Annotated in this window: 23 protein-coding genes and 1 tRNA gene; 15 read left to right on the plus strand and 9 right to left on the minus strand. The window is 62.7% G+C overall.

The window, feature by feature from the left end; genetic code table 11:
* Window positions 1-35: 35 nt before the first annotated feature.
* From bioB to K3179_RS10395, 5 genes are all read left to right on the plus strand, one after another.
* Window positions 36-1,046 carry a biotin synthase BioB gene (gene bioB / locus K3179_RS10375; RefSeq protein WP_247712938.1) on the plus strand — a complete coding sequence of 337 codons (1,011 nt, stop codon included), beginning with the start codon at window positions 36-38 and terminating at the stop codon, window positions 1,044-1,046.
* A 235-nt stretch (window positions 1,047-1,281) separates the two neighbouring features.
* The gene (locus tag K3179_RS10380) at window positions 1,282-2,061 is read left to right on the plus strand and encodes a heme-dependent oxidative N-demethylase family protein (RefSeq protein WP_221564707.1); all 780 of its coding nucleotides are present in this window, start codon (window positions 1,282-1,284) and stop codon (window positions 2,059-2,061) included.
* Window positions 2,062-2,209: 148 nt separating this feature from the next.
* Window positions 2,210-2,641, plus strand: coding sequence for a hypothetical protein (locus tag K3179_RS10385; RefSeq protein WP_221564709.1), 432 nt, complete (start codon window positions 2,210-2,212; stop codon window positions 2,639-2,641).
* Window positions 2,642-2,715: 74 nt separating this feature from the next.
* Complete coding sequence (locus tag K3179_RS10390) at window positions 2,716-4,782, plus strand: acetyl-CoA carboxylase biotin carboxylase subunit (RefSeq protein WP_221564711.1); 2,067 nt, start codon at window positions 2,716-2,718, stop codon at window positions 4,780-4,782.
* Between the two features lie 183 nt (window positions 4,783-4,965).
* A complete protein-coding gene (locus K3179_RS10395) occupies window positions 4,966-5,226 on the plus strand; it encodes a hypothetical protein (RefSeq protein WP_221564712.1) in 261 nt (86 codons plus the stop codon).
* Window position 5,227: 1 nt separating this feature from the next.
* Here the strand turns inward: K3179_RS10395 and K3179_RS10400 are convergent, their stop codons facing one another.
* From K3179_RS10400 to K3179_RS10415, 4 genes are read right to left on the minus strand one after another with little or no spacing between them, the layout of a single operon-like run.
* A complete protein-coding gene (locus K3179_RS10400) occupies window positions 5,228-5,692 on the minus strand; it encodes a GNAT family N-acetyltransferase (protein WP_221564714.1) in 465 nt (154 codons plus the stop codon).
* Window position 5,693: 1 nt separating this feature from the next.
* Complete coding sequence (locus tag K3179_RS10405; protein WP_221564716.1) at window positions 5,694-6,464, minus strand: cyclase family protein; 771 nt, start codon at window positions 6,462-6,464, stop codon at window positions 5,694-5,696.
* A 10-nt stretch (window positions 6,465-6,474) separates the two neighbouring features.
* Window positions 6,475-7,584, minus strand: coding sequence for a 3-dehydroquinate synthase (aroB, locus tag K3179_RS10410; protein WP_221564718.1), 1,110 nt, complete (start codon window positions 7,582-7,584; stop codon window positions 6,475-6,477).
* Complete coding sequence (locus tag K3179_RS10415; RefSeq protein ID WP_221564720.1) at window positions 7,575-8,144, minus strand: shikimate kinase; 570 nt, start codon at window positions 8,142-8,144, stop codon at window positions 7,575-7,577. Before K3179_RS10415 ends, aroB begins: the two co-directional genes overlap by 10 nt.
* Window positions 8,145-8,220: 76 nt before the next feature.
* Here K3179_RS10415 and K3179_RS13545 point away from each other — a divergent pair, with 76 nt between their 5' ends.
* From K3179_RS13545 to K3179_RS10435, 5 genes are all read left to right on the plus strand, one after another.
* Window positions 8,221-8,355: a hypothetical protein gene (locus K3179_RS13545; protein ID WP_282098736.1), complete on the plus strand. Its 135-nt coding sequence runs from the start codon at window positions 8,221-8,223 to the stop codon at window positions 8,353-8,355.
* A complete protein-coding gene (locus tag K3179_RS10420) occupies window positions 8,352-10,172 on the plus strand; it encodes a hypothetical protein (protein WP_221564722.1) in 1,821 nt (606 codons plus the stop codon). Before K3179_RS13545 ends, K3179_RS10420 begins: the two co-directional genes overlap by 4 nt.
* A 7-nt stretch (window positions 10,173-10,179) precedes the next feature.
* Complete coding sequence (locus K3179_RS10425) at window positions 10,180-11,058, plus strand: tyrosine recombinase (protein ID WP_221564732.1); 879 nt, start codon at window positions 10,180-10,182, stop codon at window positions 11,056-11,058.
* 10 nt (window positions 11,059-11,068) lie between these two features.
* A complete protein-coding gene (locus K3179_RS10430) occupies window positions 11,069-12,013 on the plus strand; it encodes an acetyl-CoA carboxylase carboxyltransferase subunit alpha (RefSeq protein ID WP_221564734.1) in 945 nt (314 codons plus the stop codon).
* A gap of 112 nt (window positions 12,014-12,125) precedes the next feature.
* Window positions 12,126-13,592, plus strand: a complete 1,467-nt coding sequence (locus K3179_RS10435; RefSeq protein ID WP_221564744.1) for a M48 family metalloprotease — start codon at window positions 12,126-12,128, stop codon at window positions 13,590-13,592.
* An 84-nt stretch (window positions 13,593-13,676) separates the two neighbouring features.
* On the opposite strand, the gene K3179_RS10440 is transcribed toward K3179_RS10435, so the two are convergent.
* Together K3179_RS10440 and K3179_RS10445 are read right to left on the minus strand one after the other, a co-directional pair.
* Complete coding sequence (locus K3179_RS10440) at window positions 13,677-13,868, minus strand: Flp family type IVb pilin (RefSeq protein ID WP_100259056.1); 192 nt, start codon at window positions 13,866-13,868, stop codon at window positions 13,677-13,679.
* Window positions 13,869-13,992: 124 nt separating this feature from the next.
* Entirely contained in the window at window positions 13,993-14,187 is a 195-nt protein-coding gene (locus K3179_RS10445) for a Flp family type IVb pilin (RefSeq protein WP_247712939.1), read from the minus strand.
* Between the two features lie 71 nt (window positions 14,188-14,258).
* Between K3179_RS10445 and K3179_RS10450 the strand changes: the two genes are divergently transcribed.
* Entirely contained in the window at window positions 14,259-14,681 is a 423-nt protein-coding gene (locus K3179_RS10450; protein ID WP_282098720.1) for a (deoxy)nucleoside triphosphate pyrophosphohydrolase, read from the plus strand.
* Window positions 14,682-14,725: 44 nt separating this feature from the next.
* Window positions 14,726-14,802: transfer RNA gene (locus tag K3179_RS10455), tRNA-Arg, on the plus strand.
* A gap of 194 nt (window positions 14,803-14,996) precedes the next feature.
* Here K3179_RS10455 and K3179_RS10460 read toward each other — a convergent pair.
* Window positions 14,997-15,395, minus strand: a complete 399-nt coding sequence (locus K3179_RS10460; RefSeq protein ID WP_221564746.1) for a metallopeptidase family protein — start codon at window positions 15,393-15,395, stop codon at window positions 14,997-14,999.
* Between the two features lie 88 nt (window positions 15,396-15,483).
* Here K3179_RS10460 and K3179_RS10465 point away from each other — a divergent pair, with 88 nt between their 5' ends.
* From K3179_RS10465 to folE, 3 genes are read left to right on the plus strand one after another with little or no spacing between them, the layout of a single operon-like run.
* Window positions 15,484-15,975 (plus strand): hemerythrin domain-containing protein, encoded by a 492-nt coding sequence (locus K3179_RS10465; protein ID WP_090478892.1) that lies wholly within the window; start codon window positions 15,484-15,486, stop codon window positions 15,973-15,975.
* A gap of 1 nt (window position 15,976) precedes the next feature.
* Window positions 15,977-17,527: a phospholipase D-like domain-containing protein gene (locus K3179_RS10470; RefSeq protein ID WP_221564748.1), complete on the plus strand. Its 1,551-nt coding sequence runs from the start codon at window positions 15,977-15,979 to the stop codon at window positions 17,525-17,527.
* Window positions 17,524-18,135 carry a GTP cyclohydrolase I FolE gene (gene folE / locus K3179_RS10475; RefSeq protein WP_221564750.1) on the plus strand — a complete coding sequence of 204 codons (612 nt, stop codon included), beginning with the start codon at window positions 17,524-17,526 and terminating at the stop codon, window positions 18,133-18,135. The genes K3179_RS10470 and folE overlap by 4 nt, the downstream gene beginning before the upstream one ends.
* A 96-nt stretch (window positions 18,136-18,231) precedes the next feature.
* On the opposite strand, the gene K3179_RS10480 is transcribed toward folE, so the two are convergent.
* Both K3179_RS10480 and K3179_RS10485 read right to left on the minus strand, forming a co-directional pair.
* Complete coding sequence (locus tag K3179_RS10480; protein ID WP_221564759.1) at window positions 18,232-19,689, minus strand: flavin-containing monooxygenase; 1,458 nt, start codon at window positions 19,687-19,689, stop codon at window positions 18,232-18,234.
* A gap of 116 nt (window positions 19,690-19,805) precedes the next feature.
* The gene (locus K3179_RS10485; protein ID WP_221564761.1) at window positions 19,806-20,066 is read right to left on the minus strand and encodes a hypothetical protein; all 261 of its coding nucleotides are present in this window, start codon (window positions 20,064-20,066) and stop codon (window positions 19,806-19,808) included.
* Between the last annotated feature and the right edge of the window lie 39 nt (window positions 20,067-20,105).

Below are 20,105 nucleotides of genomic sequence, written 5' to 3' on the forward strand. Positions count from 1 at the left end.
GCGCTGCTTTTGCGGCTCAAGAAATGGAAGAAAAATTGACTCACATCCGTACCGACTGGACCCGCGAGGAAATCGCGGACCTCTTCGACCTGCCCTTTACCGAGCTGCTTTTCCGCGCGGCCGCCATTCACCGCGAATTCCATCCACCCGACCAGATCCAGCTCTGCACGCTGCTGTCGATCAAGACTGGCGGGTGTCCGGAAGATTGCGGCTATTGTTCGCAATCTGTGAAGGCCTACAGCGGGGTCGAGGCGACCAAGCTGATGGAGGTGCAGTCGGTCCTCCAGCGCGCGGCGCAGGCGAAGGATGCGGGCAGCCAGCGCTTCTGCATGGGCGCGGCGTGGCGCAATCCCAAGGACCGCGACATGCCCGCGATCGTCGAGATCGTGAAGGGCGTGCGCGCCATGGGGCTGGAGACCTGCATGACGCTGGGCATGCTGACGCCGAAACAGGCGGATATGCTCAAGGAAGCGGGCCTCGATTACTACAACCACAATGTCGACACCGGGCCGGAATATTACGAGCGCGTGATCTCGACGCGCAACTATCAGGACCGGCTCGATACGCTGCAGAATGTCCGCGATGCGGGCATCAACGTGTGCAGCGGCGGGATCGTGGGCATGGGCGAAACGCGCGATGACCGGGTGGGCTTCGTCCACACGCTCGCCACGCTCGAACGCCATCCCGAAAGCGTGCCGGTCAACGCGCTGGTGCCGGTCAAGGGCACGGTGCTGGGCGACATGTTGGCCGACACGCCGCTCGCCAAGATCGACGACATCGAATTCGTGCGCACCGTGGCGGTTGCGCGCATTACCATGCCGATGAGCATGGTGCGCCTCTCCGCAGGTCGCGAAAGCATGAGCGAAGCGACGCAAGCCCTGTGCTTCATGGCGGGTGCGAACTCGATCTTCACCGGAGACAAGCTGCTTACCGCGCCCAATGCGGGCGATGACAGCGATGCGGCGCTCTTCGTAAAGCTGGGCCTCACCGCGCTTGCGCAGGAGGAGCCGATGCGCGCTTGCAAAGCCATGGAGCCTGCCGAGTGAGCTATGGGGACCGTCCCGGCTTATCTTTTTGGCAACGGGCAGGTTGCGTTCTCTATGCGGTTGTTGGTGGACTTGTTTCCGCATACTTCATGCTAGCGGCGTCGCTGGGCGATTGCCCTGAGACGACCAACTGCATCAGCGAAACTGGGCGCGCGGTCATGTTCTACGGCGTCCCGACAGTGTTCTTCTCAGGCGGCCTGCTCATCTCTTGGCTTTTTAAGCGGCACAACGACCGATGACACTCGGCTTCTCCGTCGATGACCTGCTCCCCCGCGCTCGCGGTGGCGGGGTGCTCAAGATGGGGCTCGCCAAGCTCGACGAGAGGGACTGGCTCCAGCCAGATCCCGACCTTGCGGCGCGCGAGGCGGGGTTTGCAGCCTATCCGCAAGGCATCCAGCTGTCGCGCGAAGGCGAGGCGCCAGGGGCGGAGCTCGCTGCGATGCTCGGACTCTCGGGTGGTTTGCCCCAAGCGGCGCGGGCGCATCACGAGGACATGTGCCTTCTCACCCTGCGCGATGGCGACGAACAATATCGCCTCGTCGGCGCGGCGGTCGCGTGGCCTTCCGACTGGACGCCTGCCGACAAGATGGGCCTGCCCCTGCGATCGCTGCACGCACCGATACAGGGCTATGAGGAACAGCTCGCCAGCGGCGTCGATCACTTCATGGCCAAGCTCAAAGCGGGCGCGATTTACGGACGCTGCAACTGGTTCATCGCAGCCACTGGCGACAAGCGCTGGAAGGCCGAGTCGCCGGAACAGGCGTTTGCGCATGTCACGCCGGAAAATGCCGGCGAAACGCTGTTCGTGCGCTCGGAGCGCCAGACCTTGCGACGCCTTCCGGAAACGGGCGCGATCCTCTTCACCATCGGCATCTACGTTTCGCCGCTGGGTGACCTGTCGACGGACAACCAGTCGCGTCTCGCATCCGCAATGCACGGCCTGCTGGAGGGTGAGGGCGAGCGCCGCGGGGCGCAGCATTACGCCCATGCGCTGATCGATTTCGTGCAGGACTAACCGAAAATTTGACGTCGGATGAGTGGGTTAGGCTGACTGCTTGACTCTCGCTCTATAAAGGTGGCTAATTCGCCGCGCTGGGGGACAACAGCATCTAACCGAACGGATCGCTTCTTAGGGTCGTAATCCTGACTAGGGGGAAGACTGCATGAAGAAGCTTATCTTGACCGCCGCCGCCATTGGCCTCGCCATTCCGGCAGGACCTGCCTTTGCGGACGATCACACGCCCGAACTTTCCAAGGTCGACTGGTATCGGGTCAACATGATCAAGTGGAAGCAAGGCAAGGGGGAACGTGCCCACGAAATCATCGAAATGTTCGAAAAGGTCGATGCGGCACTGGGCTATAACGACGTGATCGATTTCCACATGCAAACCGGCGATTACGACAGCATCGTCGCCTTGCCGATGCGTGGCGGGATCGCCCAGATGGGCTGGGCCGAAAATCCGGAAGGCAAGAAGTGGGAGGCGGAATTCGTGCGCCAGGTCGGCGGCGAGGACAAGGCCAAGGCGCTGTGGGAAGAATTCGATTCCCTTATCCTGCGCCAGGACCGCCACATCGGTCATATCGACCGCGATTGAGGTACTTGCCTTGATACGGGGCCTCCGCTGCGGCATGGACTGCTCACGCTAGTTCGCCTGCATCGGAGGCCCGTTTGTTTTCCAAGATACTGATCGCCAATCGCGGTGAAATTGCCTGCCGCGTCATCAAGACTGCCAAGCGGATGGGTATCGCCACCGTCGCGGTCTATTCCGATGCCGACGCGCGCGCGCCTTTCGTGCGCATGGCGGACGAGGCCGTTCATATCGGCCCGGCGCCTGCTGCCGAAAGCTACCTGATCGCGGACAAGATCATCGCCGCCTGCAAGCAGACGGGCGCAGAGGCGGTGCATCCGGGCTATGGCTTCCTGTCCGAACGCGCCAGCTTCGTGGAGGCGCTGGCGAAGGAAAACATCACCTTCATTGGCCCGCCGACCGGCGCTATCGCGGCGATGGGCGACAAGATCGAATCCAAGAAGCTCGCACGCGAAGCGGGGGTGAATGTCGTCCCCGGCTTTGTGGGTGAGATCCGGGATACCGAGCACGCGGTCGAGATCAGCAATGACATCGGTTATCCGGTGATGATGAAGGCCAGCGCCGGTGGCGGGGGCAAGGGCATGCGCCTCGCCTGGTCCGAAAAGGATGTGCGCGAAGGCTTCGAGGCGACCAAGCGCGAGGGTCTCAATTCCTTCGGCGACGACCGCGTTTTCATCGAGAAATTCATCGAGAACCCGCGCCATATCGAAATCCAGATCCTGGGCGATAAGCACGGCAACATCATCTATCTCAACGAGCGCGAATGCTCGATCCAGCGGCGTCACCAGAAGGTCGTCGAAGAGGCGCCGTCGCCTTTCGTTACGCCCAAGATGCGCAAGGCCATGGGCGAACAGTGCGTCGCACTGGCGCGGGCGGTGGACTACCACAGCGCAGGTACGGTCGAACTGATCGTTTCCGGCGCCGACAAGACGGGGGAGAGCTTCTACTTCCTCGAAATGAACACCCGCCTGCAGGTGGAGCATCCTGTAACGGAAGCGATCACCGGTGTAGACCTCGTAGAGCAAATGATACGGGTCGCCGCCGGCGAGAAGCTCGAAATCACGCAGGACGATGTAAAGATCGACGGCTGGGCGATCGAAAACCGCGTCTATGCAGAAGACCCCTATCGCGGCTTCCTCCCGTCCACCGGTCGTCTCGTGCACTACCAGCCTCCGGTCGAGCCCTGGGCGGACGATGGCGCCGAGAACGGGCGACGGGGCGTCGATGGCGTCCGCGTGGACGATGGCGTCTTCGAAGGCGGCGAGGTGTCGATGTTCTACGACCCGATGATCGCCAAGCTCGTCACCTGGGGTGAGACCCGCGACGAGGCGGCGGACCTTCAGGTGCAGGCGCTGGACGCGTTCCGGATCGAAGGGCTGGGACACAATATCGATTTCCTCAGCGCCATCATGCAGCACCCGCGTTTCCGTTCGGGCGAACTGACGACCGGCTTCATCGCCGAGGAATACCCCGAGGGTTTCGAGGGCGCTCCTGCCTCCGACGAACTAAAGCGCGTGCTGGCTGCGGTGGGCGGCGTGATCGCCACCGCCGACGCCGACCGGGCACGGCGGATCGACCAGCAGTTGAACGGCGATGAATACGCGCCCGGCGACTGGACCATCCGCATCGGGACGCGCGAAGAAGGCTCCTCCACCCACGAAGTGCGCCTCGAAGAGAATGCGCTGACGGTCGACGGCGAACAGGTCACGATCGAAATGCAGTACACGCCGGGCCAGCGCATGATCGACGTGGCGCTGTTCGACAACGACGCGGACGAAGACGCCGAGCCGCTCGAAACCTACACTTTCCAGCTTGCTCCGTCGCGGACCGGCTATGCCATCACGACGCGCGGCGCGACGCATCACCTGCGTATCCTCCAGACGCGCATCGCGAACCTTGCCGCTCACATGATCGAGAAGGAGCCGCCGGACCTTTCCAAGATGCTCATCTGCCCGATGCCGGGCCTGCTGGTGAAGCTGCACGTTGCAGAGGGCGAGGAAGTCCAGCCCGGCCAGCCTCTGGCCACGGTCGAGGCGATGAAGATGGAGAACATCCTGCGCGCCGAAAAACAGGCTGTCGTGGGCAAGATCAACGCCGGCGAAGGCGACAGCCTGGCGGTGGACGAGGTCATCCTCGAACTCGAATAGGAAAGCCGCGCGCGCTTTTTACCAAAGCGCCGCGCTTCGATAATTACCCGTTACGCGCCGATCCTTGCGAAATGCAGGGGTCGGCGTGAAATCGTGGTTAAGGGTCTTTTACCGAATCGACCTCTTGGAGATAATGTCGGCCTTCGGATCGCTTCTGATGCAACACACTCAGGAGTAGTACGCATGGCACATAGGGGCACTGGATTTTTCGATACCAGGGGGAATTATCACAAGACCCCCGAGGACGCGACGATCGCCGATCTCGCGGGTATTCTCGGCAAGATCGGCGATGGCGACAGCCTCGCACCGGGCATCGCGCAGATGCTCTTGCAACGCAGGACCGAGATCGAGCGGCTGTTCGGCGAACACGATGCGATGATGGCGGATTATCAGCCTGTGGGGGCAGGCGCAAAGGTCACACGGCTGGAGCCGCGCGCGAGCTGACTCAAGCTTCGGTAAGGTCCAGGTGATAGCACTGATTGTGCGGCCCGTTGACGTATTCCGAAAAGGCATCGCCCGGCTCGAAGCCGCGCTTCGTGTACAGCTTGATAGCCGGTTGAAATGCCTCTGCCGTACCCGTCTCCAGGCTTAACCGGTCAAAGCCTTCCTGCGCAGCCATGGCGATGAGAGCCTCAAGGATAGCGCTCGCGGCACCCTTTCCCAGATGGTCGGGATGGGTTCGCATGGACTTCAATTCAGCCTGGCCGTCCGGCAATCGCTTCAACGCGCCAATTGCGATCAGGCTCTGCTCCTCCCAGGCCCCAATTATGGTTATCCCGGCCTTCTCCAGTCCCGACACATCGAGAGCGAAGTCGGTACCCGGAGGAGAGGCGCGATGCATTTCCCGCTGGTGGTAGGCGGCAAGGTCACGCACGCCGGGATCCGCAATGTCGGCAATCGCAATGCGCATGCTATTCTTCCACCATCGCCACGGCCCTGATCCAGCCCGCACTGGCGCGTTCGATCTTCACCGGAAAACAGCTGAACATGAAGCCATGGTCGGGCAGGCTCTGAAGGTTGGTCAGCTTTTCGATCTGGTAATAGGGGCGAATGCGGCCTGCCTTGTGGCCTTCCCAGATGATCGAAGGATCGCGGGTCTCCGCCCAGCGCTTCGCGGTATGGCTGAAGGGGGCATCCCAGCTCCACGCATCTGTGCCGACGACTTCCACACCGCGCTCGGTCAGCCATAGGGTCGCTTCCGCGCCGAGGCCCACTCCTTGGTCGGTGAAGTTCTCCGTCCCGTAGACCGCGCCTGACTGGACAAGGACGATATCGAGCGGTTGCAGGTCGTAGCCTATCTTCGCCAGAGCTTCTTCCACCTCCGCCGCGCTGACGACATGGCCATGGGGCAGATGACTGAAATCGAGCTTCACGCCGGGGCGATAGAACCGGTCCAGCGGGGCCTCGTCGATGCTGGGGGCAGGGCTCGCACCATCGTCCGTCGTCGAATGATAATGCCACGGCGCATCCATGTGCGTGCCGTTGTGGGTGGAGAGTTCCAGCATCTCGACTGCCCAGCCTTCGCCGTCCGGCAGGTCATCCTTTTCCAGACCCGGAAAGAACATGGCGATCTGCTCCCACGTGCTTTCGTGTGTCATGTACTGGATCTTGGGGCGCATCACGTCAGGGTCGGACACGACCTCGTTGGTGATCGGGATGGAGAGGTCGATAAAGCGCGTCATGCGCGCCACGCTAGTGCGCCTGGAGCTGCTCGTCGAGGAATAGCGCAACGTCGTCCAGCGCCACGTCTTTCGCCAGATATGCCGCACCGATGCCGCGCAGCAGGATGAAGGGCAGGGTGCCCGCATCCATCTTCTTGTCGTGCAGCATATGGTCGGCAAGTACGCGTCCGTCGCGGGAGAGGCCCAGCGCGGAAATTTCGGACGGCAGGCCGGCAGCATCGACAGCGCGGGTCACGCGCTGTGCATCCTCTATCCCGATCTCGCCGCGCCGTGCGGAATAGCGGGCGGCAAGCACCATGCCGAGAGCAACGCCTTCGCCATGCAGCAGGCGGTCGGAAAAGCCTGTTTCCGCTTCGAGCGCATGGCCGAAAGTATGGCCGAGGTTGAGGAGGGCACGCGCACCGGATGTCTCGCGCTCGTCCTCGGCGACGATGCGCGCCTTTGCTGAAACGCTGGTCGCCACGGCGTGTTCGAGCGCCTCGTTCTCGCGTGCCACCACTTTCGCGCCCTTTTCCTCGAGCCAGGCGAAGAAATCCGCATCGCCCAGCACGCCGTATTTCAGCACTTCTGCATATCCCGCGCGCATCTCGCGGTCGGGCAGGGTGTCGAGCGCCGACAGGTCGGCCAGTACGAGCGAGGGCTGGTGGAAGGCGCCAACGAGGTTCTTGCCCGCCGATGTGTTGATTGCGGTCTTGCCGCCAACCGAACTGTCCACTTGCGCCAGCAACGTCGTCGGCAACTGCACGAAACCGCAGCCGCGTTTCAGGATCGCGCAGGCAAAGCCGGTGAGGTCGCCCACGACGCCGCCGCCAAGCGCCAGAACGTGGTCGCCGCGCTCCACCCCTTCGGCCAGCAGCCAGTCGGTCAGGCGTGCAAGGCTTTCCCAGCTTTTCGAACTTTCGCCGGGCGCGACGTCGTACCAGCGCGGTTCCTTGCCGGAAGCGCGAAGCGAGTCTTCGACTGCAGCGCCCCAGTGTCGGCGCGCATTGGCATCGGCAACGATGGGAACGCCCTGTTTGCGCAGGAACGGCCCGGCTTGATCGGCAACGGATGCCAGAAGATCGCGTGCCACGCGCACCTCATAGCTGCGTCCGGCGAGTTCGACGTCGATTATTGCCATGCCGCAAGCTCCTCGATGATGCGCTCTACCGCCACCTCGTGCGGGCCATCTCCCGTCACGACGTGAATTTGCGCTTGCGCATAGGCGGGGCTGCGCTGCTCCTTCAGGTCGCGCAGGATGGCGTGCGGGTCGCCGGTCTTCAGCAAGGGGCGCGTATTCTTGCGTGACGTGCGTTCGACCAGGGTTTCGATGTCGCAATCGAGCCAGATCGCCAGCCCCTGATCGAGCACGAGGGCGCGGGTTTCGGGATCGACGAAAGCGCCGCCGCCGGTTGCGATTACGCCGTGTCCTTCCTCCATCAAGCGCGCGATCACGCGGCGCTCGCCGTCGCGGAAATAGGCTTCGCCATGGGCTTCGAAGATTTCGGCTACCGTGCGGTCGGCGGCGCGCTCTATTTCCTCGTCGGCGTCGATGAAATCGCGATCCAGCGCCGAGGCAAGGCGGCGGCCGATACTCGTCTTGCCCACGCCCATCAGACCGACCAGCACGAGAGGCCGCGCTATCCGGCGCGCCTGTCGCACGGGATCGGACATATCGTGGGGTCTATGTGCGTTGCTCATTGCCGCTCGGCCTATAGATGGGCTAGGGCGCGGGCAACCCACATGAATATTGATCGAGGATACGAAAATTTTGGCCGTGAAACGCTCGCGTATGATCCTGATCGCTGCGCTCGCCGTTCTGGCGGTGCTGGTCGTGGCCTGGATCGACGGCGGGGAAGAGCCTCTGCGCCCGATCTCCGAACCTGTCGAACTTCGGGGAGCGGCGATATGAAGCGCGGTTACTGGCTGGCCGGTGCGGCCCTCGTAATCTCCTCCAGCGTGGTCGTCGCGCAGCGCGCACCCGAAAGCATCTTGCCCGGCGCTGCCAACACGCCTGCACCTGCGCCTGCTCCGGCCCCTGCAACGCCTGCGCCCACCGAAACGCCCTCTGCCTCGGGCGAGGTGGTGCAGCCCTTGCCGAGCGCACCTGCGCCGGTCGACACTTCGGGTGTCAGCCTCGGCGATATTCCCTCGGTCGAAGAACTGGAATCGATGACCGCGGCGGAACTCGACGAAGCGCTGGGATTGAGGCCGCGTTACGACATTCCCCCTGCTGCGCGCCGTGCGACCGCCGAAATCGGCATCATCGCGCCTGACGAGGGCGGCTTGCCGACCGGCTCGCTCGCGCGCCAGCCGGCTTCGATCGTCCGCGCTGCGCTGGGCGGTGTCCAAGGACCGATGGTGTCGCGCTGGGGGCATATCCTCATGCGCCGCGCGCTCGCCAGCCGTCTCGACGCGCCGCAGGGAATGGGGCCGGTGGAATTCGCCACGCTTCGTGCTCGCGCGCTCAACAGCATGGGCGAATACGCCGCTGCGCGGGCGCTGGTGCAGGATATCGACACGGCGAATTATTCGCCTGCCCTGACCCGCGCCGCGATCGACGCCTATGTCGGGACCAGCGACATCGCGGGCGCTTGCCCGGCCGTGCGGCTGGGCAAGGGCGATGACGACACGCCGCGCTGGGCGATGCTGGAAGGTATCTGCGCTGCCTTTGCGGGCGAGGCGCAGCGGGCACAGAACGATCTGCGCCGCCTGCTCTCGCGGACCGAGGAAGATGCGCGGCTCGATGTCTTGCTGGCCCAGCGCTACGCCGGTGCTGCGGGTGACGGACGCCGCGCGGTGACCATCGAATGGGAAGGGTCGGGCGATCTGACCCCCTGGCGCTTTGCCATGGCGAATGCTCTGGGGGAACCGATCCCGGAAGACCTGACCGACGATCTCGACCGCTCCATGCTCATTTCCAGCGCTCTTACGCCTGCACTTTCCGCGGGCCAGCGAATACGCGGTGCCGATGTGGCGGCGGCTTCGGGCGTGCTTTCGGCGCGTGCGATCGTCGATCTCTATTCGCTGCTCTATGCAGAGCGGGAACAGGCGGGCGAAGATCCCGCGCTGCCGGTCGCCTCGCGGCTGCGCTCCGCCTATGTCGATCCGTCTCCTGCAGAGCGTATCGCCGCAATCCGTGACGTCTGGGGCGGTAGCGACGATGAGTACGGTCGCTACGTTCTCACCGCCTATGCCGCCGCGCGCGTCACGCCGAGCGCGGATTTCGAAGACGACGCGGGGCCGCTTATCGCCTCGATGCTGACTGCAGGGCTCGACCGCGATGCCATGCGCTGGGCCGATGCCGTCGAGGAGGGGAGCCTCGGCTGGGCGCTGCTGGCGCTGGCCAATCCGCAGGGCGGGACGGTAACCGACGGCCAGCTCGACAGTTTCTTCGACGCGGACGAATCCGCCCGCAGTCGCAAGTCGCGCATGCTGCTGGCAGGGCTCGCGGGCCTTGGTCGGGTCGGGCAGGACGAGATTTCCGAATATTCCGACCGGCTCGAGATGAACTTCACCGCGCCCACCCGCTGGACGCGGATGATCGACAAGGCCGCCGAAGTGGAAAACGGCGCGCTGGTTGCTTACCTCGCCGGACTGGGCATGCAGGGCACGAGCTGGGACCAGATGACCGCGCGCCATCTCTACCACATCGTTTCCGCCCTCAATGCCGTGGGCATGGAAGCCGAAGCCCGGATGATCGCCGCGGAGGCGGTCGCACGGGCCTGACCGGGCCATGAGCGCAATCGACGACTTTCTTGCCATGCTCGCCGCAGAGCGCGGCGCGGCGCAGAATACGATTCTCGCTTACGGGCGCGATTTGGCCCAGGCCGAGGAAATCGTGGGCGGCGACCTTGCCTCCGCCAGCAAGGCGCAGCTGTCGAAACTGGGGCAGGGCTGGTCCACGCTCGCCGCGTCCACCATGGCACGCAAGATTTCCGCACTGCGCCAGTTCTACGGCTTTCTGATGGACGAGGGCCGGCGCGAGGACGATCCGACGCAGGCACTGCCACGGCCCGCCACGCGGCGCCCTTTACCGAAGATCCTGACGCACCAGCAGGTGGAAGCGCTTTTCGGCCGGGCGGAGGACGAAGCGGCAAGCGAACGGCCCGAGGCGGTGCGGATGCTCGTCATGCTCGAGCTGCTTTACGGCTCGGGCCTGCGTGCGACCGAACTCGTTTCGCTGCCCCTGTCTGCCGTGCCGCGAGACGAACCTTTTTTGACGGTGACGGGTAAGGGCGGTCAGGCGCGACTCGTGCCGATCAGCCGGCGTGCCAGGAAAGCGTTGTCGCGCTGGCTCGCATTGCGCCCGGGCGGATCGACGTTCCTGTTTCCCTCGCGCACCGGACATATTTCGCGCGTGCGCCTGTTCCAGATGCTGAAGGACCTGGCCGTGCGCGCCAATCTGCCACCGGAAAAGCTCAGCCCCCATGTCCTGCGCCACGCCTTTGCGACCCACCTGCTGGAGGGCGGGGCGGACCTGCGCGCGCTGCAGACCCTGCTCGGCCATGCGGATATCGCGACGACGCAAATCTATACCCATGTCGATGCGGCGCGGTTGGTAAAGCTCGTCAACGAGCGGCATCCACTTGCCCGCCCGCGCGCGAGCGACTAGCGGGGTGGCGATGGTTTCCTATCTTGAATTCGAAAAGCCCGTTGCCGAACTCGAAACGCGCATTGCGGAACTGCGCAGCGCTGCCGAGGGCGACGAGGTCGATATCACGAACGAGCTGCAGCGCCTTGAACTCAAGAGCGCGGACCTGCTCGCATCCACCTATGCCTCGCTCACGCCGTGGCAGAAAACGCAGGTTGCGCGGCATCCCTCGCGTCCGCATTTCCGCGACTACGTCGAATATGCGTTCGAGGAATTCGTGCCGCTGGGCGGCGACCGCGCCTATGGCGAAGACGAAGCGATCATGGGCGGCTTTGCAAAGCTGAATGGCCGCAAGATCGTGCTGATCGGCCATGAAAAGGGCAATGATACCGCCAGCCGCATCCGTCACAATTTCGGCATGGGCAAGCCCGAAGGCTATCGCAAAGCGATCCGCCTGATGGAACTTGCCGGCCGGTTCAATCTTCCGGTCGTCACCCTTGTCGACACTTCCGGCGCGTTTCCGGGCGTCGAGGCGGAAGAACGCGGCCAGGCGGAAGCGATCGCGCGTTCCACCGAAGCCTGTCTCGCGTTGCCGGTGCCCATGGTCGCCAGCATTGTGGGCGAGGGCGGTTCGGGCGGCGCAGTGGCGCTGGCCAGCGCGGAACGCGTGCTCATGCTCGAACATGCGGTCTATTCGGTGATTTCGCCGGAAGGCTGCGCCTCGATCCTCTGGCGTACGGCCGAAAAGGCACCCGATGCAGCCGAAGCCATGAAGGTCACCGCGCAGAACCTGAAAGAGTTGGGCGTCATCGACCGCATCGTGGGCGAGCCGGTGGGCGGTGCACACCGCGATCCGCGCGCCGCGGCACATAGCCTTGCGGAAGCGATCGGCGAGGAACTCGACAAGCTGTCGATCCACTCTGCGGACGAACTCAAGCGGATGCGCGAAGAGCGTTTCCTGCAGATCGCAGGCTGATCGACCTGAATTTCATGGTGCGGGAACAAACAGCCGCATCCCCCTGTTCTCCCTAGCGTAAACAACCGGCCGGCGGCGGTGGGACCCGCTTGGCCAGACGAAGGGGAACCCAATGTCCGTCATGAAGACACTCGCCGCATCCACCGCCACCATGGCGCTGGCCCTTACGGGTTGTGCCAGCATTCCCGACGCATCCGCGCCGATTTCGCAGAACGAAGCACAACAGGGGGCCGAAGCCCATCCGCAGCTTCTGGCAGAATTCGGCGGGGCGATGACCGGTCCGCAGGCACAGTATGTGGAAATGGTCGGCCAGAACATCGCCGTCCAGTCGGGCCTCGCCAACGCGCGCGGCAGCTTCACCGTTTCGCTGCTCAACAGCCCGGTAAACAACGCTTTCGCGATCCCCGGTGGCTACGTCTACACGACGCGCCAGCTCGTATCGCTGATGAACAACGAAGCCGAATTGGCCGGCGTTCTCGGTCACGAAGTCGGCCACGTTGCGGCCCGCCACTCGCAGCGCCGCCAGCAGGCCGCGCAGCGTAACTCGATCCTCGGCGTGCTCGGCGCGATCGCCAGCCAGGCGCTGCTCGGCGGCACCGGCCTTGGGCAGCAGCTCGGCCAGCTTTCGCTGCAGGGCTCGCAGCTTCTGACCCTCAAGTTCTCGCGCAGCCAGGAGCTGGAGGCCGACCGCCTCGGTATCCAGTATCTCAACCAGGCAGGATACGACACGCGTGCAATGGCGACCGTTCTGTCCAGCCTCGCGGCGCAGAATTCGCTCGATGCGCAGTTGATGGGACGCGACAACGCCCGCCTCCCGGAATGGGCATCGACCCACCCCGATCCTGCCAGCCGTGTCCAGACCGCTCTGAACTATGCGCAGGAAGTGGGTGGAACCGGCCGCGTGACGAATCGCGACACCTTCCTCACCCGCATCGACGGCATCCTTTATGGTGACGATCCGGAACAGGGTGTGGTCGAAGGCCGCCAGTTCATCCACCCGGACCTGCGCCTCGCATTCACCGCGCCGCAGGGCTTCTACATGGTCAATGGCACGCGGGCCGTCACCATTAGCGGACAGAGCGGCAAGGCCCAGTTCTCGCTCGGACCGTATAATGGCAATCTGCAGAGCTATGTCACCAGCGTGTTCGGCGCTCTGAGCGACCAGCAGCAGATTCGCCCTGCAAGCATCCAGACCACGACGGTCAACGGATTGCCTGCCGCCTACGGCACTGCGCGCGTCAATTCCGGCAACCAGAACCTGGATGTCACGGTGTTCGCCTACGAATTCTCGAACGATCGTGCCTACCACTTCCTGGCGCTGACCCCGGCAGGCCAGTCCGGCACGTTCAATTCGCTATTTTCCTCGATGCGCCGGATAACCGCCCAGCAGGCGGCCAATGTCATCCCGCGTCATGTGGATGTCGTGACGGTCGGATCGCGCGATACGGTCGCGACGATGGCGGCGCGCATGGCCTATGACAGCGGACAGGAAGCGCGTTTCCGCGTGCTCAACGGCCTCTCGTCGACCGATCGCCTGCAGGCCGGCCAGAAGGTAAAGATCGTGGTGCGGGGCCGCTAAGCCCCTCATCACTTTTACCGCAGGCAACAAAAAAGGCGGCGAGGTTTCCCTCGCCGCCTTCTTTTTTCGTTACCGAAGGGTCTATTAGACGCCGTTCGGAGCCTTGGCGTTTGCCGTAGCCATTTCACCGTCGACGGTGTTGAAGGTCGTGCTGAGCTCGCCACCGAGGCTCTGCATGGCAGTGATAGCAGCAACAGCGATAAGAGCAGCGATCAGGCCGTACTCGATAGCGGTTGCACCTTCTTCGTTGCGACGCAGCGTTTTGATGAACTTCATGTGTAGTCTCCTGGTTCAGTCTTCGTTACCCGGCTCTCGCCCCTGTTGAAGCTTGAGCAATTCTCGTTCTGACGCCGACAAGTTGACAAATTGCTAATCAACCGGCCGACTTCTTCACTCCCGTTCAGACCCCCGTGGCCGCCGAAATCGTCGTGGCCACCCCGTTCCACATGTCGATGGTGGTCTGTCCGAAGGAGCTGACTGCACCGAGCATGGAGAGGAAGATCAGAGCGAGAATCAGCCCGTATTCAACAGCGGTGGCACCTTCGGTGTCGCGTCCCAGTCGTTTGAGAAATTCGACCACTTTCGTTGCCCCCAAAGTCAATTCGTAGCTGACATCGTCGAACTACTCGGTCAGGCGTTAAGAAAAGGTTTCGGGAAGGATCGAACTTGGAAAAAATTCCGACATGGCGCTGCGTGGTGGCCCTTGCGCTCAACGACGGGCAGGGGAGCTGGCTGATGCACAGGCGCCCCGATCACAAGCATCATGGCGGCCTGTGGGAGTTTCCCGGAGGCAAGGTCGAACCGGGCGAAACGCCTGCCTCCGCCTTGGTTCGCGAGGTGAAGGAGGAGTTAGGGATAGATATCCGCGCCAGCGATCTCTCGCCCTGTTGTTTCGCGCAGGAAAGCGAGGACTCGGCCCCGAACCCGATTGTCATACTTCTTTACACTTGTACCCGCTGGACGGGAAAAGCCGCCGCGCTCGAAGGCGGTGCGGTGGAGTGGGTGAGGAGCCGGGACATCGAGAAACTCGCCAGGCCGCCGCTGGATATCGAGCTTAGCGCACATTTGCTCGCCAAAATGCCCGATTAGGTGTTGCCAAGGCCGCGTCGCCTGCCTATGTGCCGCCCTCCAACGCGCCAGTAGCTCAGCTGGATAGAGTACCTGACTACGAATCAGGCGGTCGGAGGTTCGAATCCTTCCTGGCGCGCCAAACAAGCCCATGACCCCCAGGGGTCGTGGGCTTTTTTGGTGGGTCGGTATGAATGTCCGGACCGTTCGGAGTCGAAGCCGCGTAGCGGCGTAGACGGCCAGAGCCGCGAAGCGGCGTCGGCCAATCCTTCCTGGCGCGCCAAACAAGCCCATGACCCCCCGAGGTCGTGGGCTTTTTTGGTTCTAGGGCCGAACCTAGTCCGCGCGGTCTTCCAGGGCGTGCATGTCGTCGTCGCTGAAGCCGAAGTGATGACCTGCCTCGTGGATGACGACGTGGCGGACCAGATCGTCCATCCGCACGCCCGTTTCGCGCCATTCCGCAATCAACGGTTTGCGGAACAGCCAGATTCGCGCCGGCATGCGTCCGCTGGCCCAGATCGAGCGGTCGGGCAGCGATTCGCCTTCATAAAGCCCGGTGAGGTGCCATTTGCTCTCGATCTCGACGGCGGCGAGTTGTTCCTCTGTGGCGAAGTCCTCCACCCGCAAGACGATTTCTTCCATTTGCACGCGGAAGTGATCGGGCAGGGATGCCCGCACGGCCTCCGCCATTTGCTGCATCTGTTCTTGCGTCGGTCCGGGGCGATCGTGGAGCATGCCTGTAATATGAGTCTGCACCCATCGTAGCGCAAGGACGGAACCCGCTGCGCCTTCACCTGTTCAAACAGGCAAAGGAGAAACACGCATGGCCGATGCCACCGAAATTTTCGATCGCCTGAAAGAAGACCACGATCGCCACCGCGAGCTGATCGACAAGCTGCTGGAGACGAGCGGCGATAGCCAGGAACGCGAAGAACTGTTCACGGAGCTGACCAAGGAACTGAAGAGCCACGCCGCCGCCGAAGAGCAGGCGCTCTATTCCACCATGCTGAGGAAACCGCCGACCACGGATGAGACCCGCCACTCGGTTGCCGAGCATCACGAAATCGACGAAATGCTCAACGATCTTGCCGCCACCGACATGTCAGAAGGCGGCTGGCTGACCAAGTTCAAGACCTTCGCCCACGATTACCGCCATCACATCGACGAGGAAGAGGAAGACCACTTCCCCGACTTCGCCAATTATCTGGACAAGGAAGACGAACAGCATATGCGCGAGGTCTTCGACCGCCGTAAGAAGGAAGAGAAGGCCGAAGCCGAAGTGACGCCCGAGAAGAAAGAGGACGCCAAGGAGTAAGATGGCCAAGGGGGAGGAGGGGCAACCCGCAGATCCGAAAAAAGTGACCCGGCTTGACGAAGGCGTCGAGCCGGGTGTCTGGCGTTATGCCAAGGTGGACCGTGCGCGGGTGATTATCGACGCGGCGGACTATTTTGCGGCGATGCAGGAAGCGATGATGAATGCGAAACATCGCATTTTCCTCATCGGCTGGGATTTCGATACCCGCATCCACCTTGGCGAGGGACGCCGATGGTGGCAGCGGCCCTTCAGGGACAAGTACCCCGCGCGACTGGGCAGTTTCTTCTCCTGGCTCATCAATCGCGAGAAATCGCTCGAGATCCGCATCCTCAAGTGGAGCTTCGGCGTTTTCAAATTCGTCCTGCGCGGCTCCATGTGGTGGGACCTTGTCCGCTGGGCGCGCCATCGCCGGATCGATTTCAAATTCGACAGCGCCCATCCGACCGGGTGCAGCCATCACCAGAAAATCGGTATCCTCGACAATTCGCTCGCCGTGTGCGGCGGTATCGACATGACCGTGAAGCGGCTCGACACGCGCGAGCACAAAGAAGACGAGCCGATGCGCCGTACTCCGCGCGGCGAACCCTATGAGCCATGGCACGACGCCTCGATGATAATGGAAGGCGAGATCGCCGAGGCACTGAGCGACCTGGGCCGCGATCGCTGGATCAGGGCGGGCGGTACTCCGCTACTGCCGATCCAGGCGCGCGAGGAAAGCCTCTGGCCCGAAGGACTGGAAGCGACCTTCGAAAACGTGGAGGTCGGCATCGCCCGCACACGCGCCGAACACCGCGACTGGTCCGAGGTGAAAGAGATCGAGCATCTCTTCGTCGACCACATCAAGCGCGCCGAAAAATTCATCTACGCCGAAAGCCAGTACTTTGCCTCACGCGCAGTGTCGGAGGCGATCATCGAACGGGTGCAGGAGGACGACCCCCCTGAAATCGTCATCGTCCATCCCGAAAAGGCCGACGGCTGGCTGGAACAGCAGGCCATGGACCATGCGCGCGCCGAGATCGTGCGTTGTATCGAGGAGGTCGATCACAAGCACCGCTTCACGATCTGGTGCCCGTGGTCGGGGGAAACCCCGATCTACGTCCATGCCAAGATGATGATCGTCGACGACAAGATCTTCCGTATCGGGTCGGCCAATCTCAACAATCGCTCCATGGGCCTCGACAGCGAATGCGACGTGTTCGTGGATTCGACCCGGCCCGGCAACGAGCACGCCGCCGATCCCATCCGCGCAATCCGCCATTCGCTACTCGCCGAACACTGCGGCGTGGAAGAGGAAGACGTGCCCGAAATGCTGGCACGCTACGGCTCGATGGCGGCAATGATCGATCACACCGTCACCGAGGGCGGCCGCAACCTGCGCCGCTATCACCCACCGGATCTCAACGGTGCGGAGGAAGCGGTGGCCCAAAGCGGCATTCTCGATCCCGAAGACCCGGAAGATATGTTCGAGCCGTTTGCAAAAGGCGGGCTTTTCCGCAAGGGAACCCGCCTCGAACGGGTTCGCACCAAGATCAAAGGGAAATGGGGCAAGTGAGCAGCCTTGTAGGTCCAGACGAAGACGATCCGCGCGGCAAGCCGCCGGTCCCAGAACACGTGCAGGACGCGATCCGCACCCTGATCGAGTGGACCGGTGACGATCCCACCCGCGAAGGGCTGGTCGATACGCCTGCACGCGTCGCGCGCGCGTGGAAGGAATATTGTCTCGGCTACACCGAAGACCCTTCCTATCACCTCAGCCGCGTCTTCGAGGAAGTCGGCGGATATAACGAGATCGTCCTGCTCAAGGACATCCCGTTCCAGTCGCATTGCGAACACCACATGGCCCCGATCATTGGCAAGGCGGCCATCGCCTACCTGCCGAATGACCGTGTAGTGGGCATCTCGAAACTCGCCCGCGTCCTGCACGGCTTCGCGCGCCGCCTGCAGGTGCAGGAGCGCCTGACCGCTGAAGTCGCCGATTGCATATGGGAGCATCTCCAGCCCCAAGGCGTGGCCGTGGTCATCGAAGCCTCGCACAGCTGCATGACTGCCCGCGGCGTGCGCACACCGGGCGTTGGCATGATCACCAGCCGCATGATGGGCACTTTCCTCGAAGACCAGCGCAGCCGCAAGGAAGTGCTGAGCCTCATGGGGTATGGCTGAGGCGGGCAACGCGCGAGATAGCGTCCGACCGCCAAAGCCCGAATTGCGGTCATTCGGGTTATTCCGCAACTCCGAAATCAGAAGTGAGCGTCCGGCTCAAAAAAGGGCCACTTGTTTACGGTCCACATTGGCCGTCGCATCCGCGTAGCCGGCGCAATTCCCGCCCCAATTCTGGCTTATGCGGCCAAGGTCAGTCTTGTACCAACTGCTGCAGTTCGGGTCGGCCCAGACAGTCTTTGCTAGTTCCTCTTGCAATCGGTCATTATAGGCGTTTTGCGCCTGAGCGGTGACCTCCGCCGCGCTCAAGCCTTCCGCATCAAGTTCGCCAAGCACCTTGAGCATATACCGGACCTGGGATTCGAGCATGTTAGTGATCGAATTATGTCCCAGATTGGTGTTCGGCCCGTAGAGAACAAACATGTTGGGAAAGCCCGACACCAGGACCCCCAGATAGGCCTCCGGGCCTTCGCTCCAGGCATCAGCGAGAGACAGGCCGCCCTTGCCAACCACTTCCATCGACCAGTTCCAATCGGTCGTTTCGAATCCGGTCGCGAAAACCAGAACGTCGAGTTCATGGGTTGCCGATCCAGTCATCACGCCTCTTGGCACGATCTTCTCTATCGGGTTGGTTTCCAGAGTGACGTTTTCCCGGGTCAGAGCCGGATAGAAGTCATCGGTAATCAGCACCCGCTTGCAACCGATCGGATAGTCGGGGACCAGCTTGCTTCGCAGTTCCGGATCGGCAATCTGGCTTTCCAGGTGATCCTGCGCGATCCGCGTGTATGCAGCCCTTCCTTCCGGCGTCCATTCGAAAACCTGCCAGAAGAACGTGTCGGCCTGATCGAAGAGCTGTTGCCGCTGGCTCTCGCCAAGCTTCATTGCCACGTCCGCATTGGTTGCGAACAAGGCCTTGACCTCGTCGGGGACAGCGACATCTGCGCGCGGAATGCACCAGTTGGGGGTGCGCTGGAACACGACCAGCTCTTTCACCTCCTCCGCAATCTCTGGAATTATTTGTACGGCACTTGCGGCCGAGCCGATGACGCCGACGCGCTTGCCGGATAGCGAAACGCCTTGGGGCCACTCCGCTGAATGCCATGACTCACCTGCGAAGCTGTCGAGTCCCTCGATGTCGGGGCGGCTAGGCCGGCTAAGCTGCCCCAGCGCCGGGACAAGTGCGTCGAACCGCTCGACCGAACCCTTCTGGCTTTCGACCACCCAGCAACTCGCGTGATTATCCCATTCGGCGCGTTGCACTCCTTCCCCCAGACGCAGCGCGTCGTGCAGGCCGAACTGGTCGACCAGGGATTTGGTGTATTTGTGGATTTCGTTGCCCCGAGCGTAGAAATGACTCCACTCGTGATTGGGGGCGAAGCTGAATTGGTAGAGGATCGCGGGAACATCACAGGCTACGCCGGGGTAGCGGTTTGCACGCCACGTGCCGCCAACGTCATCGGCGCTTTCGAAAATGGTGGCCTCATGGCCTGCCTCCCGTGCCTTGATTGCGGCACACAAACCACCGAGACCTGCCCCTACAATTGCAATCCGCCGCATTCGCTGATCCTCCCAAGGCTCGAACGAATGTAAAACCCTTATCCGCAAGCTGTCCAATTTTCCTGAGGATGACGCATTCTACCTCTTTAGCTCTGGACCTCATTCCGGACACCGGCCTATCCGCCGAACAGTTTCTCCAGAAACCCTCGCTTCTTGCGGACCGGCGCCGTTTCTCCGGCGAGGGTGTAAAGGTAGTTGCCCAGCTGGACCGCCTGTTCCTTGCTCAGGAAATAGCGGTATTCGCGCACGTCCTCTTCGCGCTCCACGATCTTGCGGGTGCTTTGCATTTTCAGGGCGATACGGTCTCCTGCCGGGGAAGATTCCCACCCCAGGAGGATGCCGAAGTTCTCGTCGCTCGGGTCTTTCCGCTGTGCCATGCCCAAACGACTGCGCCCCGCCGTGCCGGGAGGCAAGAC

The sequence above is a fragment of the Qipengyuania intermedia genome (assembly GCF_019711615.1).
Lineage (GTDB): Bacteria > Pseudomonadota > Alphaproteobacteria > Sphingomonadales > Sphingomonadaceae > Qipengyuania > Qipengyuania intermedia.

Excerpts from the sequence above, each read along its gene's own strand:
- K3179_RS10380 (WP_221564707.1), top strand. The coding sequence starts at position 1,282 with ATGACACTCGGCTTCTCCGTCGATGACCTGCTCCCCCGCGCTCGCGGT.
- K3179_RS10385 (WP_221564709.1), top strand. The coding sequence starts at position 2,210 with ATGAAGAAGCTTATCTTGACCGCCGCCGCCATTGGCCTCGCCATTCCG.
- K3179_RS10395 (WP_221564712.1), top strand. The coding sequence starts at position 4,966 with ATGGCACATAGGGGCACTGGATTTTTCGATACCAGGGGGAATTATCAC.
- K3179_RS10400 (WP_221564714.1), bottom strand. The coding sequence starts at position 5,692 with ATGCGCATTGCGATTGCCGACATTGCGGATCCCGGCGTGCGTGACCTT.
- K3179_RS10405 (WP_221564716.1), bottom strand. The coding sequence starts at position 6,464 with ATGACGCGCTTTATCGACCTCTCCATCCCGATCACCAACGAGGTCGTG.
- aroB (WP_221564718.1), bottom strand. The coding sequence starts at position 7,584 with ATGGCAATAATCGACGTCGAACTCGCCGGACGCAGCTATGAGGTGCGC.
- K3179_RS10415 (WP_221564720.1), bottom strand. The coding sequence starts at position 8,144 with ATGAGCAACGCACATAGACCCCACGATATGTCCGATCCCGTGCGACAG.
- K3179_RS10420 (WP_221564722.1), top strand. The coding sequence starts at position 8,352 with ATGAAGCGCGGTTACTGGCTGGCCGGTGCGGCCCTCGTAATCTCCTCC.
- K3179_RS10425 (WP_221564732.1), top strand. The coding sequence starts at position 10,180 with ATGAGCGCAATCGACGACTTTCTTGCCATGCTCGCCGCAGAGCGCGGC.
- K3179_RS10430 (WP_221564734.1), top strand. The coding sequence starts at position 11,069 with ATGGTTTCCTATCTTGAATTCGAAAAGCCCGTTGCCGAACTCGAAACG.
- K3179_RS10435 (WP_221564744.1), top strand. The coding sequence starts at position 12,126 with ATGTCCGTCATGAAGACACTCGCCGCATCCACCGCCACCATGGCGCTG.
- K3179_RS10440 (WP_100259056.1), bottom strand. The coding sequence starts at position 13,868 with ATGAAGTTCATCAAAACGCTGCGTCGCAACGAAGAAGGTGCAACCGCT.
- K3179_RS10460 (WP_221564746.1), bottom strand. The coding sequence starts at position 15,395 with ATGCTCCACGATCGCCCCGGACCGACGCAAGAACAGATGCAGCAAATG.
- K3179_RS10465 (WP_090478892.1), top strand. The coding sequence starts at position 15,484 with ATGGCCGATGCCACCGAAATTTTCGATCGCCTGAAAGAAGACCACGAT.
- K3179_RS10470 (WP_221564748.1), top strand. The coding sequence starts at position 15,977 with ATGGCCAAGGGGGAGGAGGGGCAACCCGCAGATCCGAAAAAAGTGACC.
- K3179_RS10480 (WP_221564759.1), bottom strand. The coding sequence starts at position 19,689 with ATGCGGCGGATTGCAATTGTAGGGGCAGGTCTCGGTGGTTTGTGTGCC.
- K3179_RS10485 (WP_221564761.1), bottom strand. The coding sequence starts at position 20,066 with ATGGCACAGCGGAAAGACCCGAGCGACGAGAACTTCGGCATCCTCCTG.